Origin of the sequence: Pandoraea sp., from assembly GCF_004297875.1 — a bacterium.
Taxonomy (GTDB): Bacteria; Pseudomonadota; Gammaproteobacteria; order Burkholderiales; family Burkholderiaceae; genus Pandoraea.
Genome location: NZ_SCSK01000024.1, coordinates 23,467 through 41,366, shown reverse-complemented (window position 1 = coordinate 41,366; position 17,900 = coordinate 23,467). Strand labels below are relative to the sequence as shown.

General features: G+C 65.7%; 14 protein-coding genes. 5 read left to right on the top strand and 9 right to left on the bottom strand.

Annotation, left to right across the window (positions count from 1 at the left end):
- Nucleotide 1 precedes the first annotated feature (1 nt).
- The 7 genes from EPN80_RS07205 to EPN80_RS07175 all read right to left on the bottom strand — a co-directional run bounded on the left by EPN80_RS07205 (nt 2) and on the right by EPN80_RS07175 (nt 8,752).
- Complete coding sequence (locus EPN80_RS07205; RefSeq protein WP_293025220.1) at nt 2-1,519, bottom strand: DNA polymerase Y family protein; 1,518 nt, start codon at nt 1,517-1,519, stop codon at nt 2-4.
- Nucleotides 1,449-2,222, bottom strand: a complete 774-nt coding sequence (gene imuA / locus EPN80_RS07200; protein ID WP_293025218.1) for a translesion DNA synthesis-associated protein ImuA — start codon at nt 2,220-2,222, stop codon at nt 1,449-1,451. The genes EPN80_RS07205 and imuA overlap by 71 nt, the downstream gene beginning before the upstream one ends.
- A gap of 379 nt (nt 2,223-2,601) precedes the next feature.
- A complete protein-coding gene (locus EPN80_RS07195; protein WP_293025217.1) occupies nt 2,602-2,742 on the bottom strand; it encodes a DUF3563 family protein in 141 nt (46 codons plus the stop codon).
- A 320-nt stretch (nt 2,743-3,062) separates the two neighbouring features.
- Nucleotides 3,063-4,448, bottom strand: coding sequence for an NCS2 family permease (locus tag EPN80_RS07190; RefSeq protein ID WP_293025216.1), 1,386 nt, complete (start codon nt 4,446-4,448; stop codon nt 3,063-3,065).
- 593 nt (nt 4,449-5,041) lie between these two features.
- On the bottom strand, nt 5,042-5,467 hold the full coding sequence (cueR, locus tag EPN80_RS07185; RefSeq protein WP_293025214.1) for a Cu(I)-responsive transcriptional regulator: 426 nt from the start codon (nt 5,465-5,467) through the stop codon (nt 5,042-5,044).
- A gap of 6 nt (nt 5,468-5,473) precedes the next feature.
- Nucleotides 5,474-6,229 (bottom strand): endonuclease/exonuclease/phosphatase family protein, encoded by a 756-nt coding sequence (locus EPN80_RS07180; protein WP_293025213.1) that lies wholly within the window; start codon nt 6,227-6,229, stop codon nt 5,474-5,476.
- Nucleotides 6,230-6,367: 138 nt separating this feature from the next.
- Complete coding sequence (locus EPN80_RS07175; RefSeq protein ID WP_293025288.1) at nt 6,368-8,752, bottom strand: heavy metal translocating P-type ATPase; 2,385 nt, start codon at nt 8,750-8,752, stop codon at nt 6,368-6,370.
- Nucleotides 8,753-8,937: 185 nt separating this feature from the next.
- On the opposite strand from EPN80_RS07175, the gene EPN80_RS07170 reads away from it, so the two are divergent.
- Nucleotides 8,938-9,144, top strand: coding sequence for a cation transporter (locus EPN80_RS07170; protein WP_293025212.1), 207 nt, complete (start codon nt 8,938-8,940; stop codon nt 9,142-9,144).
- 30 nt (nt 9,145-9,174) lie between these two features.
- On the opposite strand, the gene EPN80_RS07165 is transcribed toward EPN80_RS07170, so the two are convergent.
- Nucleotides 9,175-10,935: a cation:proton antiporter gene (locus EPN80_RS07165; RefSeq protein ID WP_293025211.1), complete on the bottom strand. Its 1,761-nt coding sequence runs from the start codon at nt 10,933-10,935 to the stop codon at nt 9,175-9,177.
- A gap of 331 nt (nt 10,936-11,266) precedes the next feature.
- Here EPN80_RS07165 and EPN80_RS07160 point away from each other — a divergent pair, with 331 nt between their 5' ends.
- Complete coding sequence (locus tag EPN80_RS07160; RefSeq protein ID WP_366468792.1) at nt 11,267-11,782, top strand: disulfide bond formation protein B; 516 nt, start codon at nt 11,267-11,269, stop codon at nt 11,780-11,782.
- 27 nt (nt 11,783-11,809) lie between these two features.
- On the opposite strand, the gene EPN80_RS07155 is transcribed toward EPN80_RS07160, so the two are convergent.
- Complete coding sequence (locus EPN80_RS07155; protein WP_293025209.1) at nt 11,810-12,760, bottom strand: LysR substrate-binding domain-containing protein; 951 nt, start codon at nt 12,758-12,760, stop codon at nt 11,810-11,812.
- 159 nt (nt 12,761-12,919) lie between these two features.
- Here EPN80_RS07155 and xdhA point away from each other — a divergent pair, with 159 nt between their 5' ends.
- From xdhA to xdhC, 3 genes are read left to right on the top strand one after another with little or no spacing between them, the layout of a single operon-like run.
- Nucleotides 12,920-14,401: a xanthine dehydrogenase small subunit gene (gene xdhA / locus EPN80_RS07150; protein ID WP_293025207.1), complete on the top strand. Its 1,482-nt coding sequence runs from the start codon at nt 12,920-12,922 to the stop codon at nt 14,399-14,401.
- Nucleotides 14,402-14,412: 11 nt separating this feature from the next.
- Nucleotides 14,413-16,767, top strand: a complete 2,355-nt coding sequence (xdhB, locus tag EPN80_RS07145; RefSeq protein WP_293025205.1) for a xanthine dehydrogenase molybdopterin binding subunit — start codon at nt 14,413-14,415, stop codon at nt 16,765-16,767.
- Nucleotides 16,767-17,825, top strand: a complete 1,059-nt coding sequence (gene xdhC / locus EPN80_RS07140; RefSeq protein WP_293025203.1) for a xanthine dehydrogenase accessory protein XdhC — start codon at nt 16,767-16,769, stop codon at nt 17,823-17,825. Before xdhB ends, xdhC begins: the two co-directional genes overlap by 1 nt.
- The last annotated feature ends 75 nt before the right edge of the window (nt 17,826-17,900 follow it).

Below are 17,900 nucleotides of genomic sequence, written 5' to 3'. Positions count from 1 at the left end.
CTCACCCGAACAGGCCGTGCAGATACCAGGCGGCCTGGCCGAGGCTGGTCTGCCGCTCGCGATACACCCACAGCAACGCGCCCTGCGCATCGGCGGCGATGAAGTAGTCGCGCAACGCCGCGGCGCCATCCCACCAGCCCGACTCGATGCGCTCGGCATGCGTGAGCACGCGCAACGGCGTGCCATGGACCGGCCGCTCGCCTAGCATGGTCAGCTGCCGTGGCGAGTCGAGCAGCCAGACCGGCCGGACCTTGGGAGATGCCTGGATGGCGCCCGGCGCGGCACCAGGCGTCGCCGACGCCGGCCGTGACACGACGTACGGCAGCAGGCGGTACGCGGCCTCGGGCCGATGCTCGTCGTGCAAGGCCAGTTGGCTCACCTGCGCCTCGCCCAGGCGGGCATTCAGGCGCTCGATCAGGCGCACGAACTCCTGGCGCGCACGGCCAGGCTCCGGCAACAGGCTGGCATTGCCCGGTTCGTGCGGCACCACCTGGCTGACGCACAAACGCAACTCCAGTACCGGCGTCTCGAGACGATGCCGTGCCAACTGTTCCTTGAGCACATTCAGCAGGTGCGCCGGCGCCGCGCCGGGTTCGGCCAGCCGCACCATCACGCGTGTAGGCGGCAACGTGCGGCGTCCCAGCGGCTCGTGCTCCAGCACCAGCTCATAGGCGTGCACAGCCTGGTGGTGCGCCGCGAGCCAGCCTGCCAGTTGCACCAGCAAGCGCCGCGCGCCGAACAGCAGCGTCTCGACCTGAGCAGTGCGGGCCGGCAGCGCGAGCTGCGCTTCGAACTGCAAGGGCGCCTGGAACCAGGCCGGCATTTCCGGCGCATCGCCATAAGCCCGCGCCAACTCATCCACCAACGCCTGGCCACAGCGCCTGGCCAGGCCCGCGCGCGGCAAGCGGCGCATGTCGGCCAAGCGGGCGCAGCCCAACTGCTCGAGCCAGCCAAGATGCGGCGCGGTCTCACCCAGCAGCGACACAGGCAAATCGTCGAGCAGCGCGCACAGTTGCGCCAGGTCGGTCGCATGGCGGCGCTGCCGGCTGCCGCTCTGGCGCGCCAGCAACCAGGCGCCGGTGGCTGTCGGCGCCACGGCCAGACGCGCCGCGTGGCCGAGCAGCCGGGCGGTCTGCCCGACCTGGCGGCACAGCGCGCTCAGGCCGCCAAACAGGCGCAGGCTGGCCGATACCTCGACCAGCACCACGTGCTCGCCAGCCAGCACGACTTGCGGACTGAAGCGCAACAGGGCCAGGGCCACGGTCTCCAGCCGCTGCTGCTCGCGCTGCGCGTCGCGCTCGCGCAAGATCGCATCGGGCAGCAAGGCCAACACCCCGGCCCGGCGCAAGCCTGGCACGATGCCCGCCTGCCGGGCCGCGGCGCTCGCCATGCGCACATGCTCGCCGTCCATCACGACCAGCGCATCGGACGTCATGCCAGCGGGTCCGTCAGGCGGCAAGACCGGCCGGAAGATTTCGAGGATGAGCCAGGGTAAGTGCAGTGCAATCCAGCAGCGCATGGAGGCCTCCTGAATCCAGAGAAAGAGCGGTACCGGGGCGCGGCGACCCCAGTTTCGGGTGATGCGCCGGCAAGTCCAGCCGCAGCGGCATGCTCCGGGCCGGACCTCGGCGCTTGTGGAAATGAATCAGCAGGCCGCTGCCCGGCGCCGGCTCGAGTGCCAGCCGCAGCGGCGCGGGCGAGGACGAGGCCAATGCCTGGGGTTGGCGTACGATCCAGGCCAGCGCATCACCGCCGGCGGCAGCCAGTTGCAGACGGCGCAGTTGATCGGAGCGAGCCTGCGGCAACCAGGCCAGAACCGCGCCGCAGCTGGCGCTTTTGAGCGCCTGCTCGGCTGCCCAGAGGTCGTCGGCCGCCTGCGGCGACGCCACGCCGGATTGCGGTGGAGCATGCACAATCACCAGGTGGCGCAGGTCGAGCCCGGCGCCGGCCAAGGCTGGTGCGTAAGGCAGATGTGGCGGCGCGATCATCACGACGGGCTTGCCCGTTCGGGTCAGCGCCGCCAGCGCCGGCAGCAATAGACGCAGCTCGCCGATCCCGGCGCGCGCGGGCAGCAGCTCGGCCAGCGCGCCAACCGGCCAACCGCCGCCCGGCAATTCCCGGTCGAGCTCGGTAAAGCCGGTGGCCCGCACCTGCCCCTGGCCTTGAGCCAGTTCGCTGGCGCGCCAAAGCCCAGACGGTAAATTTTCAAGAGAGAGCGACATCGGAACGACCAATGGGAGCGGGTGGCAACAACCAGCAAATACTGTATGTTTATACAGTACATCAATGTGGGATTTGTCTCAAGCCAAACTGACGAAGGCGAACAATCCCTCGATACCGGTCACGGCAAGAAGGCGATTTCCGGCACGCTCAGGCCATGGCGCTGCCGGGATAAAACGGGAATGAGAAAGCCGTGGATGGCGCGATCGTCAAGCTGACGTCGTCGAGCTATCGCAGAAAAGCCAAAGGCCCACGCAAGGGTGGGCCTTTTTGCTGAGATCATCCGCGGTCGCAGCGGCCAGGCCGGCGGAGGGCAGGATATCTCATGAGGCGCGCGAGGCGCTTTACTACCGGGTTACTGCATCCAGCAAGACAGCAGGTTCAGACGGCGCCGGTTTCGAGCGCGCGAATGCGATATTCCAATTCATAAATATCGGTGGACTGCGCCAGATACTCTTCACGGCGGCGGCGTTCGGCGTTTTCGAACCAGGAATTAACGATTTCAAACAGTTTGGCAAACATGGCAACCTCCAGTCGCATAATTTGCTGCATTGCAGCAGTGTTTGGAATTATATAGGGTTTTCCCTATAGGTGTTAGCCCTAATTCCGAAAAAAGCGACTTATCCTTTTTTCTTCCATCTTCGGCGCGATGATTTTTTAAGAAATCATTTAAAAATCAACTGCTTAATAAATTAATTTTCTCTCGAGCAAGCCCTCGAACAGCAAAAAGCGTGGCCCAAAAGCAACACCCCCTCGCCGGCGCAGGCTGGCGAGGGGGTGTTTTCAACCGGTGGCTGCCTGCCATCGCGTCCCTGCGATGGCACCGGCCGCTATCAGGCCACTCAGATCGCCCAGCCGCCCAGATAAAACGTGGCCAGCACTACGGCGATGGCTACGGTGCCGATGTTGAGCTTCCTGTATTCACCCGACACCAGGCGGCCGATCACCAACGTGCAGAAGCCAAGCATGATGCCGGTCACGATATTGCAGGTCAGCACGATGAATACCGCGCACACCAGACCGGCCATCGCATCGACGGTATCTTCCATGTGCAGCTTGCTGATACTGCCGAGCATCAACAGGCCCACGTACATCAACGCCGGCGCGGTGGCATAAGCCGGCACCAGCGCGGCCAGCGGCGAGAGGAATATCAGCAGCAGGAACAGCACGCCGACCACTGCCGGGCCAAGCCCGGTCTTGCCGCCAGCGGCCACGCCCGCCGCCGATTCGATATAAGCCGCCGCCGGCGCGCCGCCGAGGAAAGCCGAGAAGATCGAGCTGACGGAGTCGGCTGTAAGCGCACGGCCGCCATTGATGATTTGCCCTTTTTCGTCGAGCTGCCCGGCTTGTCCGGCCACGGCGCGAATCGTCCCGGTGGCGTCGAACACGGCGGTCATCACCAGCGCAAGCACGCTGGGAATGACGGCGGCGGTCAAGGCGCCCCTGACGCTCATCGAGTCGATCAGCGTCGGATGGCCCGGCGCGCTTAGCGACGGTAGCGCGAACATGCCGGTGAACTTCACGCTCGGATCGAAGGCCAGGCCCAGCGCCGACAGTGCGATGATGACCAGCAGGATGCCGCCCGGCACGCGCCGGCGCTCCAGCCCGAAGATGGCGGCCAGACCGCCGATCGACATCAGCGCGGGGAAGCTGGCCAGATGGCCCAGCGCGACCGGCAGCCCGGGCCCCGGATTCTTGATCACCAGACCAACATCGTTGGAGGCGATCAGCAACAGGAACAGGCCGATACCCACGCCCGTGCCGTGCGCGACGCCCGCAGGCAGATTACGCAATATCCAGGAACGCACGCCGGTCACGGAGATGGCGGTAAACACCAGCCCCATCAGAAAGATCGCGCCCAACGCGACCGAAGGCGACACGCCCTTGCCCAGCACCAGATCGAAGGCGGTGAAAGCGGTCAGCGAAATGGCGCAGCCAATGGCGATCGGCAAGTTGGCCCAGACCCCCATCAACAGCGAGCCGAAGGCCGTTGTCAGGCAAACGGCGACGAACACCGCGCTGGTGTCGAAACCTGCCTTGCCGAACATGCCCGGCACGACGAACACGGAATAGACCATCGCCAGGAACGTGGTGAGCCCGGCCACGACTTCCTGGCGCAGCGAGCTACCGCGCGCGGTAATCTGGAAATGGCGGTCCAGTCTGCTCACCTCTCGAGCCGGTGCCGGCGCATCGACCCCTACGGTGGGGGCGTAGTCTTGTTCCATCATGATTCAAGCTCCTTTATCAGCGTACTGAAACGGATCAGAAAAATGTCCGTCGTCAGGCATGCTCTCATGTGTGATGCGCGTCGCGACGCCAGGGCGGTGGGGTCTGTTGGCCCGTCATTGCCGGCGCGCGCGAGGAGCGCTGCTTACATCGGAAACGTTTTGAAGGGATCGCCCCGCAACCGCAACCAATACCGTGCGCCGAAGCGATCCGTGCGGGAAGGCGGAGGCTGATAGCACCCGCTGCGCGATGAGGGGTCAGCCTGCAATAGCACGTCCGTGTCGGTCCGTGCCATGCCTCGTCCATATGCCATGCCGCGAACTGCCGGCACATCCACGAGGCTCGCCCATCCGATAAGACAGGCGGCGAAACTTATCTCCTCACGCTCTCTGGCGACCGCATCGTGGCGATCGCATCTTCCTGTACTAGGTCGCGTTCTTATGCGACTTCATTGTATGAGCTTGGGATCGCCGGAAAGCCTTGCGCGAGTGATGTCGATTATCAGAAGTCTCTGATAATCATGGTTTACCTGATGCCGCCGGAAAGCTGTGCCGGGGGCCGCTCCAGCGCCTGGTCAGGCGAGGCCGGACGGGCCTTAACGGTGCCGTTCGAGCGGCGGGTCGACGCCTTCTTCGTCACAACCCAGGCCGTCGAGAATCGGACATTCGGGACGCGCGTCGCCATGGCAGTGCGCGGCGAGATGCGTGAGCGTATCGCGCATCGCGCTGAGCTCGGCGATGCGCCGATTCAGCTCATCGATGTGCGCCTGCGCCAGCGCCTTGACGTCGGCGCTGGCGCGCTCGTGGTCCTGCCACAACGCCAGCAACTGGCGAATCTGCTCGATGCCGAAGCCCAGCCGGCGCGCTTGCCGAATGAAGCGCAGCAGGTGCAGATCGGTGTCGCTATAGGTTCGATAGCCGGACTCGGTGCGCCGGCTCTCGGGCACCAGACCGATACTCTCGTAATAGCGAATCATCTTGGCGTTGACGCCCGAGACTTGGGCAGCTTGTCCGATATTCATGTCGTATCAGTTCAGTGGCTTCAGGTAGGCGCTGATCGGCGAGTGGTCGGAAATCCGCGACCAGGGGCGCCCATGCAGCACCTGCGCGGTTTCGATATGCAGGCCACGCGCGTAAATGCGGTCGAGCCGCAACAGCGGCAAGCTGCTGGGAAAGCTTCGCGCCGGACGCCCGGCACTGTCGAACACCTCGGTCAGCCCCAGGCGCTCGGCCAGCAAATGGTCGGCCTGGTTGGTCCAGTCGTTGAAGTCGCCCGCGATGATAAGCGGCGCGTCTTTCGGCACGGTGCGCATCACACGATCGAATAGCATGCCAAATTGTTGTCGCCGCCCCCGGCCGCTCAGCGACAGGTGCACGCACAGGCAATGCAGCGGCTGTGCCCAGCCGGGCACGGCCACTTCGCAATGCAGCATGCCGCGCCGCTCGAAACTGTGCGTGGTGATGTCGTGATTGGCCGAGCGCAGGATCGGAAAGCGGCTCAGAATCGCGTTGCCGTGATCGCCGTGCTCGTAGATGACATTGCGCCCGTAAGCATGTTCCTGCCAGGTGCCGCCGGCCAGGAACTGGTACTGCGGCTCGCTCGGCCAGTTCAGGTGGCGAGCCGCGTGGCGCAGATGCAAGCCATGCACTTCCTGCAGGAACACCAGATCGGGATTGAGCCCCTCGAGCCGATCGCGCAATTCATGGATACGCAGGCGATGGAACTGCGAAAAGCCCTTGTGGATGTTGTAGCTGGTGATGTGAAGTGGGCTGGGTGTGGCCATGGACGTCCAAGATCTGCGATGAATGGAGACCGCGGTCAGGCATGTCGCACATGCAAGTCACTTGGGGCCATGCGGGCGATTTTCAAGCATATGCCGATCTCGCCCGCACGGCCATTATCCCCCCAGTCGGCCGCGCCGTCATGCCGCGCGCGGCCGCCAGCGCTTGAGCAGCAGCGCGTTGCTGACCACGCTCACGCTGCTGGCCGCCATGGCGGCGCCGGCAATCATCGGATTGAGCCAGCCGAGCGCCGCCAGCGGAATTCCCACCACATTGTAGGCAAAGGCCCAGAAAAGATTTTGCCGAATCTTGCTCCAGGTGCGCTGCGAAACGTCGATGGCATCGGCCACCAGCGCGGGGTCGCCGCGCATGAGCGTGATGCCAGCGGCGTGCATCGCGACGTCGGTGCCGGTCGACATGGCGATGCCGACGTCGGCCGCCGCCAGTGCCGGCGCGTCATTGATGCCGTCACCCACCATCGCCACCACGTCGCCGCCCTGTCGCAGCGCGGCGATCGCTTCGGCCTTGTGCTCGGGCAGCACCTGCGCCCTGATCTCATCGATGCCCAGGGTGTCGGCCACCGCCCTGGCGCTGCCGGCGTTGTCGCCAGTCACCATCATGGTGCGGATGCCGCGCGCGTGCAGGCGGTCGATGGCAGCCTTGGCGTTCACCTTGACCGTATCGCCGAACGCCAGCAGCCCGAGCAGGCGGGGCTGCGGGTCGGCTTCCATCAGCCACGACACGGTGCGCCCGGCCTGCGCCAACCGTTCGGCCTGCTGCGCCAACGCACCGGGAGACAGTGACAGTTCATCGAGCAAGCGCTCATTGCCGAGCCGAAGCTCATGCGTGCCGTCTTCGCCCGTTACGCGCGCGGCGGCGCCGCGCCCCGGCAGCGCGCTCATCTCACTGGCCGCCAGCAGCGCCAGCCCGGCCTCTTGCGCCGCCACCAGCACCGCGCGCGCCAGCGGGTGCGAGCTGCCAGCCTGAACTGCGGCGGCCCACTGCAGCAATTGCGCGGCATCGATCCCCGGTACGGCGAGATGATCGGTCAGGCGCGGCTTGCCTTCGGTCAGCGTGCCGGTTTTGTCGAACACCACCACGGTGACGCGGTGCGCCGTCTCCAGCGCCTCGGCATCCTTGATCAGGATACCGTGACGCGCGGCCACGCCGGTGCCGGCCATGATCGCCGCCGGCGTGGCCAGCCCCAGGGCGCACGGGCAGGCGATCACCAGTACGGCCACCGCATTGAGCACCGCCGCCTCCAGGCCGATGCCCAACCAACCGCTCACCAGCAGGGTCAACAAGGCGATGCCCAGCACCACCGGCACGAATACTGCGGCGACCTTATCGACCAACCGTTGAATCGGCGCCTTGGCTGCCTGCGCGTCCTCGACCAGCCGGATCATGCGCGAGAGCGTGCTCTCGGCCCCGACCGCGGTGGTTTCGACGCGCAGCGTGCCGGCGCCATTGATCGCGCCGCCCGTCACGTGGGCCCCCTCGCGCTTTTCGACCGGCAGGCTCTCGCCGGTCAGCAGCGACTCATCGAGCTGGCTGGTCCCCTCCCGGATCACGCCGTCGACCGGCACCCGCTCGCCGGCAAGCACCAGCACCATGTCGCCGACCCGCACCTCGCCGACCGGCACTTCCTCGGCCGGTGCCGAGCCGCGCAGTAGTCGCGCGGTCTCCGGGCGCAGCGCAGCCAGCGCGCGAATGGCCGCGACTGTCTGCCGCTTGGCATTCGCCTCGAGCCATTTGCCCAACAACACCAGCGTGATCACCACGGCGGACGCCTCGAAATACAGGTGCGCCATCGCTCCGCCGTGCGGCCGCAGCCATTCGTACAGGCTCAAGCCGTAAGCGGCCGAGGTACCCAGCGCCACCAGCAGATCCATATTGCCCGTGCCGGCACGCAAGGCCTTCCAGCCGGCGCGATAAAAGCGCGCGCCCAGCCAGAACTGCACGGGAGTCGCCAGCAGCCATTGCAGCCACGACGGCAGCATCCAGTGCGCGCCGAACGGCGCCGCCAGCATTGGCGCGAGCAACGGCGCCGAGAGGAGCGCGGCGGCACCCACCGGCCACGCGGCGCGCCATATTGGGGCGGCCTGGTCAGGCGCGCCGCCCTGCTCAGCCCTGATCTCGCTGGCCTCATACCCCGCCTTGCGGATGGCGTCGATCAGGCGTTGCGCATCAACCATGCCACGCAACGCCTGCACGCTGGCCCGTTCAGTCGCCAGATTCACGCTGGCCGAGCGCACGCCCGGCACTGCCAGCAAAGCCTTTTCGATACGATTGACACAAGAGGCGCACGTCATGCCCGACACCGCCAGCTCGAGATGCGTTTCGGTGACCTGGTAGCCGGCCTTGTCGACCGCCGCCTCGATCGCCTCGACCAGCGCGGCAGGCGCAGCCTCGCCGTCGGTCTGCACGAGCGCCGTTTCAGTGGCCAGGTTGACGCTCGCCTGCGTCACTCCAGGCACTTTGCCAAGTGCTTTTTCCACACGGCCAACGCAGGAGGCGCAGGTCATTCCCTCGATACCCACGGACCAAGTCTGACTCACGGTACAGTTCCTTTTGAAAATCACATTGCCATGTTAAACCTTCCATCGATTGGAAGGTCAAGCACCGTCCGCGCCGCGCTTTCGATTATTTTCCCTTGGGCTTACAACGGTGGGAAGGTTTATCATGCAACAGTCAATCAACAGGAGTCATCATGATGCAATTCCAGGTCGAAGGTATGAGCTGCAGTCACTGCGTCAAGGCAGTCACGCAGGCGGTACAGGCACTCGATAGCCATGCAAAGGTCGATGTCGATCTGGCCGCCGGTTCGGTGCGAGTCGAGAGCCGGCGCACCGCCGATGACATTGCCGCGGCAATTACCGAAGCCGGCTATCCCGCCAGGAGTGACAACCCGGCCTGAGGCCCGCCGCCCCGAACGCCTGTCGCGCAGCTAGTTCTGCTCGCCATCCTGCTCCAGCGTGTGCTTGAGCGCGATCTGCAGTTTCGCGTGAATGCGGATGAACCAGCGGCGCAGCAGGATGGCCAGCAACAGCGCCACGCACACCAGCAGAAGCAGCATTTCGGTGCTGGGCAGAATGCTGGCGCTAAGCGCGGCGACCAGCAGCATCACGCCGACCATGGCGGCGGCCGGAATGATTTCGGCGACGGCTCGCCGCATGTGGGCGGTGTGGCGTCCGGTCACCGCCGGCCGCAAGCTCAATTCGGCCAGCAGCAGGCTGATCGACTTGAGCTTGCGGTACACCGCAATCAGGAATGGCAATGCCAGCAGCAGCGCCACGCCCCATACCAGCGTGCTCTGCAGCCCGTCGTCTGTGACCCAGGGGGAAAACAGCGCGATCAGCCGCGGGCTGAAATACGCCACCACCAGGAAAATCGTCACCACCAGCGCCAGATTCACCGCCACATTGAGCACCACGCGTCGGAAAATGCCGACCAGCGCAGCTCGCTCGCCCGACAGGCGAAGGCCTTGCAGCCACAGTGTGTACTGTCGAAACACATATGCCACGCGAGGCGGCATGGCCTGCCCGAGCCAGCGCGAGAGCGGATCGGCTCCCTTGATCAGATAAGGGGTCAGCAACGTGGTGATGGCCGACACGGTCACGGCGATCGGGTAGAGAAAATCGCTGGTGACTTTCAGCGAGAGACCGAGGGAGGCGATGATGAACGAGAATTCGCCGATTTGCGCCAGGCCCATGCCTACCCGCATCGAGGTGCGGCCGTCCTGCCCCGAGACAAACACGCCCAGACCGCACGAAATGATTTTGCCCAACACCACGGCCGCGGTGATCACCGCGATCGGCACCGCGTAGTCGAGCAGCACGCGCGGATCGAGCAGCAACCCGATGGCAACGAAGAAGATCGCGCTGAACATGTCGCGCAGCGGCGCGATCAGCCGCTCGATGACGTGCAGCTCGCGCGACTCGGCCATGATCGCGCCGATCAGGAATGCGCCCAGCGCGATGCTGTAGTCCAACTGAACCACCAGTAAACAGAAACCGAAGCACAGCCCGAGCACCGTTACCAGCAACATCTCGTCGCTCTTGAAGCGCGCCACGTAAGCCAGCAGTCGCGGCACCAGCAGCAAGCCGACGACCAGCGAGACCACCATGAACAGCAGCAACTTGCCCAGCGTAAGACTGACGTCGACGGCGTTGACCGAGCCGCTGGTGGCGATGCCGGAGAGCAGCGCGATCATGGCGATGGCGAGAATGTCCTCGACGATCAGCACGCCGAAGATGAGCTGCGCGAAATGCTCGCGCTTCATGCCGAGTTCATCGAGCGCCTTGACGATGATGGTGGTCGAGGAAATCGCCAGCATCGCCCCCAGGAACAGCGAATCCATCGTGTCCCAGCCAAAACCGCGGCCGATCTCGAAGCCCAGCCAGAGCATCAGCACGATTTCCGTGAGCGCGGCCACCAGCGCGGTGACGCCGACCTTGGCCAGCCGGCGCAGGCTGAATTCCAGCCCCAGCGAAAACAGCAGGAACACCACGCCCAGCTCGGCCAGCGTATTGATGGTGGCTTCATCGTGAATCAGCGCGAACGGCGGCGTGTAGGGCCCGATGATCACGCCGGCCAGAATATAGCCGAGCACCACTGGCTGCTTGAAACGATGAAAAATGACCGTGACGATGCCGGCGAGCAGCATGATGACGGCCAGATCCTGAATGAAATCGATCGCGTGGTGCATCCGATAAGCCGTCCAGAAAAAGGCGTTGCGAGAACCAGACCGCGTAATTGGCGCCGCCGGCACCGCGGCGGCCAGGGCCGGGATGCAAATGGGCTCACCCGAATTGCGCGGGACGTCGTGTGTTGCGGGGAGCAAGCCGCGACCGCTGTCGGCGCCAGGCGGCTCGGCACTGCCGAATATACGCGAGGGGCTCGGCGCCACGCAAGCAGCCGTTGGCAGTACAAAAATATAGGGCCTGCCGCGCAACCTGCCCGCAGGCCGCATGTCCGATACCCGAAGCGCGCGGAGTACAATGCGCGGCATCGCGTTTTCACCTTCGATCCGGTTTTTTATGATGACCCGTTACGACGATACACTGCAGCACGAGCGGCGCCTTTACCTGCTGCTCGGCGTGATTTGTGTGGCCCTGCTAGGCGGCGCTCTCTACCTGCAATACGGCCGCGGAGAAGATCCCTGCCCACTGTGCATTCTGCAGCGTTACGCTTACGCGCTGATCGCGATCTTCGCCTTCGGCGCGGCCGCCTCGCGCAGTGCGGCGGGCATTGGCGTGGCGCGCTGGCTATCGATGCTGGCGGCCCTGGGTGGCGCTGGCGCCGCCGGTTACCTGATCTGGGTGCAGTCCCATCCGTCGATGAGTTGCGGCTACGACGCGGTGGAAGCCTTCGTCGACGGCCTGCCGACCGCCCGGTGGCTACCCTCGGTATTCAAGGTCCAGGGCCTGTGCCAGACAGTCTACCCGCCGTTGCTGGGCCTGTCGCTGCCGGTATGGTCACTGATCGGCTTCGTCCTGATCCTGCTGGCGCTGCTGCTGCATCGTCCGCTGCGCCACCCGTCGCAAAGCCGCTGAGTCGCCAAGTCCCGGCTGGGTCGCGCTTCAGCCCGCGCGGCCCGGCACCCGCACGCTCTCCTCGAGTTCGGTTGCCACCTCGGCGATGCGCCGCCGCAGCCAGGTGATTTCGGGCGCGGCATGCGTGCGTTCATGCCACAACTGATAGAAGCGCATCGGCGGGAAGCCGAACGGCGAAGCCACCACCCGGATCGGCAAATAGCGGGCGTAATGCTGGGCAAACTGACGCCCGGTGGTAAACACCAGATCGGTGCGCATCAAGACATAAGGAACCAGTCCGAAATACGGCATGGTCATCTGGATGTGACGGCGCAAGCCGCGCTCGGCCAGGCAACCGTCGATGAAACTGTGCCGCTCCGACACATAGGGCGTCGGCGCCAGATGCGGCAGTTCCAGGTAATGCTTGAGCGATATGCCCTTGTTGGCCAGCGGGTGGTGATTGCCCAGCATGCAAACCACCTCGTCGTCGAACAGGCGCGACATGTGCAATTGCGGCGGCGGCTCGAGCCAGTTGCCGATCACCACGTCGAGCGTGCCGTTCTCCAGCGCCCCAACGTAATCGAAACCCGCATTGATCGGATGCACGATCAGCTTGGCCTGCGGCGCCTCGCGGCGCAGCACCTCGGCGATCTTGGGCAGGAACACGGCATCGAGGTAATCGGGCGCGCCCAGTTGAAACACGCGCGACGTGCTATGCGGCGAGAATTCCGTGGTGGGATGCGTGATCCGGTCGATCGCCGCCAGCGCATCGGTCGCGTACGCCAGCAGTTCGCGGCCGCGTTCGGTTGCCACCATCCCGCTTTTGCCACGCACCAGGATGGCGTCGCCCGTGATCTCGCGCAGGCGGCGCAGCGAATTGCTGATCGCCGGCTGCGACTGGCCGAGCTTGAGCGCCGCGCGCGACACGCTCTGTTCGGTCAGCAGAATCTGCAGTACGCGCAGCAAATAGGCGTCGATCTGTTCGCGGGGTCGTTGCATGGGCGGTAGGTGCTCTGGTTATCGTCTGCTGTATCTGAATAGTCTACGTCAATCCATTTCATCGGTCGCGCTTGATAACCAACATCATCCGCGACAAATGCCGCCGACGACAGCCGGTGCTATCGTCGGGGCATTCCCACAATGAACTAGACTCGAGTCATGGAGACACAAACTATCCGCTTCTATTTTCGCGGCCAGGTGCATGAAGTCGCCGGTCAGCCTACCACGCGGACCGTCCTCCAGCACATCCGCGAAGACCTGCATTGCACCGGCACCAAGGAAGGGTGTGCCGAGGGCGACTGCGGCGCCTGCACGGTGGTGATCGGCGAACTGGATCAGCACGGCGAGGTCGAGCTGCGGGCGGTCAATGCCTGCATTCAGTTCCTGCCCACGCTCGACGGCAAGGCGCTCTATACGGTCGAAGACCTGCGCCAGCCCGACGGCGCGCTGCACCCGGTGCAGCAGGCGATGGTCGACTGCCACGGCTCGCAATGCGGTTTTTGCACCCCCGGCTTTATCATGTCGATGTGGGGCATGTACCTGAATCGCGATCCGGCGCTGCCCAAACCCACCCGCGAGGAAATCAACGACGTGCTGTCGGGCAACCTGTGCCGCTGCACCGGCTACCGGCCGATCGTCGACGCCGCCTGTGCGATGTTCGACCTGCCGCGCGCCGAATTCGACCGCCAGGCGCTCGCGACCATCCTCAAGGGGCTGGCGCGCCAGGATACCCTCACCTACCAGGCAGGCAACCAGGTGTTCCATGCACCGCGCACGCTGGCGCAACTGGCCGAGTTGCGCGTGGCGTATCCCGAGGCCCGCATTCTGGCCGGCAGCACCGACGTCGGCCTGTGGGTCACCAAGCAATTCCGTGAACTGCAGCACCTGATCTACATCGGCCAGGTCGCCGAACTGCGCGAGCTCACGCGCGAGCCCGAATACCTCTACATCGGCGCGGGCGTGCTGCTCAACGACGCCTTCGACGCGCTGCTCGAACACTATGGCGAGCTGGCCGAAATGCGCCAGCGCTTCGCTTCGTTCCCGATCCGCAATGCCGGCACGCTCGGCGGCAACGTCGCCAACGGCTCGCCGATCGGCGACTCGATGCCGGGCCTGATCGCGCTGGGTACGCGCATCGTGCTGCGACGCGGCGAGCGCGTGCGCGACATGCCGCTGGAAGACTTCTATCTGGCCTATCAAAAAAATGCGCTGGAGCCGGGTGAATTCGTGCAGGGCATTCGCGTGCCCCTGCCGGCGGCGGCGCAGCGCTTTCGCACCTACAAGCTGTCCAAGCGTTTCGACCAGGACATCTCGGCAGTGTGCGCGGCCTTCGCCATCACGCTCGACGGCGACACCGTGCGCTCGGCCCGCATCGCCTTCGGCGGCATGGCCGCCACGCCCAAGCGCGCCGCGGCCGCCGAGCAAGCGCTCGCCGGCAAGCCGTGGAACGAGGCCAACGCGCGCCTGGCGATGGCCGCGCTGGCGCAGGACTATGCCCCGCTGGCCGACATGCGGGCCAGCAGCACCTATCGCCTGAGCGCGGCACAGAATCTGCTGTATCGCTTTTTCCTCGAAACGCGTCCCGACGCGCCGCTCGCGGCGCATCAGGTCAACGCGTTCGCCACCGCCGCCACTGTTTGAGGAAAATCGCCATGAATACCCAAGTCGAAGCTTTCATGACCGAAGGCCAGGCGTTTGCCGGGCAAAGCCAGGGAGCCCAGGTGGGCCTGTCGCGCCCGCACGAATCGGCCGAACTGCACGTCAGCGGCGAAGCCGTCTACACCGATGACATTCCCGAGCTGCAGGGCACGCTGCACGCCGCGCTCGGACTCTCGCAAAAGGCTCACGCCCGCATCCTCGCGCTCGACCTCGAGCCGGTGCGCCGGGCGCCCGGCGTGGTGGCGGTGCTGAGCGCCGCCGACATTCCGGGCGTCAACGACTGCGGGCCGGTGATTCACGACGATCCGCTGCTGGCCGACGGGGTGGTGCAGTACATCGGCCAGCCGATGTTTCTCGTCGTGGCGCAAAGCCACGATGCGGCGCGCCGCGCCGCGCGTCTGGCCGAGGTCCAATACGAAGAACTGCCGGCGATCCTGACGCCGCAGCAGGCCAAGGCCGCCAAAGCCGGCGTGCTGCCGCCGCTGCACCTCAAGCGTGGCGACCCCGATGCGGCGATCGCCAGCGCGCCGTTCAAGCTGGCCGGCACCTTCGAATGCAACGGTCAGGAACAGTTTTATCTCGAGGGGCAGATTTCCTATGCCGCGCCCAAGGAAGGCCACGGCGTGCACGTCTGGTGTTCCACCCAGCATCCGAGCGAAATGCAGGCGCTGATCTCGCACGCGCTGGGCTGGCACGCACACCAGGTGCTGGTCGAGTGCCGTCGCATGGGCGGCGGCTTCGGCGGAAAGGAATCGCAGTCGGGCCTGTTCGCCTGCCTGGCGGCGATTGCCGCCACCCGCCTGAATCGCCCGGTCAAGCTGCGGCTCGATCGCGACGACGACTTCATGATCACCGGCAAGCGTCACGGCTTCTACTACGAATACGAGATCGGCTTCGATCACGACGGCCGCATCCTCGGCGCCCGGCTCGACATGACGCTCGGCGCCGGCTTCTCGGCCGACCTCTCGGGCGCGGTGGCCACGCGCGCGATCTGCCATTTCGACAACGCCTATTATCTGGCCGACGTCGACATGCACGCGCTGTGCGGCAAGACCAACAAGCAGTCCAACACGGCGTTTCGCGGCTTCGGCGGCCCGCAGGGCGCGCTGGTGATGGAAGTGGCGATCGACGCGATCGCCCGCAAGCTCGGCCAGGACCCGCTCGACGTGCGGCGCCTGAATTTCTACGGCACCGACGCGCGCAATGTCACGCCGTACGGCCAGACCATCACCGACAACGTGATTCACACGCTGGTCGACGAACTGGCCGCCAGCAGCGACTACCGGGCGCGCCGCCAGGCGGTGCGCGAATACAACGCCGCCAGTCCGGTGCTGAAGAAAGGGCTGGCGCTGACCCCGCTCAAATTCGGCATTTCGTTCAACGTGCCGGCGTTCAACCAGGCCGGCGCGCTGGTGCATGTCTATCGCGACGGCTCGATCCTGGTCAATCACGGCGGCACGGAAATGGGCCAGGGGCTCAACACCAAGGTCGCGCAGGTGGTCGCGCACGAACTGGGCGTCGATCTGGCCTGCGTGCGCGTGAGCGCCACCGACACCAGCAAGATCGCCAACACCTCGGCGACGGCCGCCTCGACCGGCTCGGACCTCAACGGCAAGGCGGCGCAGGATGCCGCCGCGCAGATCCGCCGGCGCCTGACGGAATTCGCCGCGCAGCGCTACAACTGCGCGCCCGAGGCCGTCCGCTTCGCCAACGGCACCGTGACGATCGGGCAGCAGTCGCTGCCATTCGCCGAACTGATCAACGCCGCCTACCTGGCGCGCGTCCAGTTGTGGTCCGACGGTTTCTACGCGACTCCCGGTGTACACTGGGACAGCAGCACGATGACCGGCCACCCGTTCTATTACTTCGCATACGGCGCAGCGGTCTCGGAAGTATTGATCGACACGCTGACCGGCGAATGGCGGCTGCTGCGTGCCGACGTGCTGCACGATGCGGGCAGGTCCATCAACCCGGCGCTCGATATCGGCCAGGTCGAGGGCGCCTTCATCCAGGGCATGGGATGGCTGACCACGGAAGAACTCTGGTGGAACAAGGACGGCAAATTGATGACGCACGCACCCTCGACCTATAAGATCCCGGCGGTCAGCGATTGCCCGGCCGACTTCCGCGTGAAGCTGTTCGACAACCGCAACGCGGAAGACTCGATCCACCGCTCCAAAGCGGTCGGCGAGCCGCCGCTGCTGCTGCCGTTCAGCGTCTTCAACGCGATTCGCGATGCGGTGGCCAGCGTCAACGACTACCGCGACGAGCCGGTGCTCAACGCACCCGCCACGCCGGAGGCGATTCTCGGCGCGCTCACCGAACTGCGCAGCCGGAGCGCGCACTGATGCACGGCTGGATCGCCGAGGCCCAGCGCCTGGTGTCGCACGGCGAGCCGGCCGTGCTGGTCACGGTCGCCAAGGCCGAAGGATCCACGCCGCGCGAGGCCGGCGCCAAGCTGCTGGTCACGCGCGAGCATCAATGGCAGACCATCGGCGGCGGTCATCTCGAATGGCGTGCCGCGGATCTGGCGCGACAGCTGCTCAAGCAAAGCGCCGGGCACGGCGGCGCACGCCACGTCGAGCGGCTCTCGCTCGGCCCCAGCCTGGGGCAATGCTGCGGCGGCGCGGTGACGCTCGTATTCGAGCTGCTGACGGTCGCCGACCTCGGTTGGCTCACCAACCTGGCCAAGCGCCTGCAAGCGGGCCAGGCGACCTTGCGCAGCGTCGCGATCGCCGACGCTGGCAGCCACCCGCCCGGCCAAGCCAACCCGGCGGCCGGCCCGGTGACCTTGACCGACCCGGCCGCCGGCAGCACCGATGCTCCGCTCGCGCCGCAGGACGATTGCCTGCTGTGGCAGGCGCGCGACGGCTGGCGCTGGCTCACCGAGATCATCGCTCCGGTCGATTTTCACGTAGTGCTGTTCGGCGCCGGTCACGTCGGCCAGGCGCTGGTGCGCGTGCTCGCCACCCTGCCCTGCACCGTCACCTGGGTCGACGAGCGCGAAGTGCAGTTCCCCGGCGATTTGCCGTCCAACGTCACAGTCGAGGCCACCGACGTGCCCGAAGCCGCGATTGCCGAAGCGCGGCCGCACAGCTACTTTCTGGTCATGACGCACAGCCATGCCCTCGACCAGCGCCTGTGCGAGCACATCTTCCTGCGCGATGACTTCGCCTACTTCGGGCTGATCGGCTCGCAAACCAAGCGCCGCCAGTTCGAGCATCGGCTGCGCGAGCGCGGCGTGCCCGACGAGCGCCTGGAACAGATGATCTGCCCGATCGGCGTGCCCGGCGTGAGCGCCAAGACGCCCGAGGTGATTGCCATTGCAGTGGCCGCGCAACTGCTGCGCGTGCGCGAGCAGCATATCCAACGGACTGCGTCCCGCCCTGCCGCGATCGCGGTATAGTTTTCTCTGTCGGGCCGCCGCGCAAACGGCGGCCGATCGTGCGATATTTGCCTGACCCGCGCTCGACTTTGCTCA

Bases quoted from the DNA above. Each gene is read 5' to 3' on its own strand.
- EPN80_RS07180 (WP_293025213.1), bottom strand. From the start codon at position 6,229: ATGGCCACACCCAGCCCACTTCACATCACCAGCTACAACATCCACAAG.
- xdhA (WP_293025207.1), top strand. From the start codon at position 12,920: ATGGAGACACAAACTATCCGCTTCTATTTTCGCGGCCAGGTGCATGAA.
- imuA (WP_293025218.1), bottom strand. From the start codon at position 2,222: ATGTCGCTCTCTCTTGAAAATTTACCGTCTGGGCTTTGGCGCGCCAGC.
- EPN80_RS07170 (WP_293025212.1), top strand. From the start codon at position 8,938: ATGATGCAATTCCAGGTCGAAGGTATGAGCTGCAGTCACTGCGTCAAG.
- EPN80_RS07190 (WP_293025216.1), bottom strand. From the start codon at position 4,448: ATGATGGAACAAGACTACGCCCCCACCGTAGGGGTCGATGCGCCGGCA.
- EPN80_RS07195 (WP_293025217.1), bottom strand. From the start codon at position 2,742: ATGTTTGCCAAACTGTTTGAAATCGTTAATTCCTGGTTCGAAAACGCC.
- EPN80_RS07175 (WP_293025288.1), bottom strand. From the start codon at position 8,752: ATGACCTGCGCCTCCTGCGTTGGCCGTGTGGAAAAAGCACTTGGCAAA.
- EPN80_RS07160 (WP_366468792.1), top strand. From the start codon at position 11,267: ATGATGACCCGTTACGACGATACACTGCAGCACGAGCGGCGCCTTTAC.
- EPN80_RS07155 (WP_293025209.1), bottom strand. From the start codon at position 12,760: ATGCAACGACCCCGCGAACAGATCGACGCCTATTTGCTGCGCGTACTG.
- xdhC (WP_293025203.1), top strand. From the start codon at position 16,767: ATGCACGGCTGGATCGCCGAGGCCCAGCGCCTGGTGTCGCACGGCGAG.
- EPN80_RS07165 (WP_293025211.1), bottom strand. From the start codon at position 10,935: ATGCACCACGCGATCGATTTCATTCAGGATCTGGCCGTCATCATGCTG.
- xdhB (WP_293025205.1), top strand. From the start codon at position 14,413: ATGAATACCCAAGTCGAAGCTTTCATGACCGAAGGCCAGGCGTTTGCC.
- EPN80_RS07205 (WP_293025220.1), bottom strand. From the start codon at position 1,519: ATGCGCTGCTGGATTGCACTGCACTTACCCTGGCTCATCCTCGAAATC.
- cueR (WP_293025214.1), bottom strand. From the start codon at position 5,467: ATGAATATCGGACAAGCTGCCCAAGTCTCGGGCGTCAACGCCAAGATG.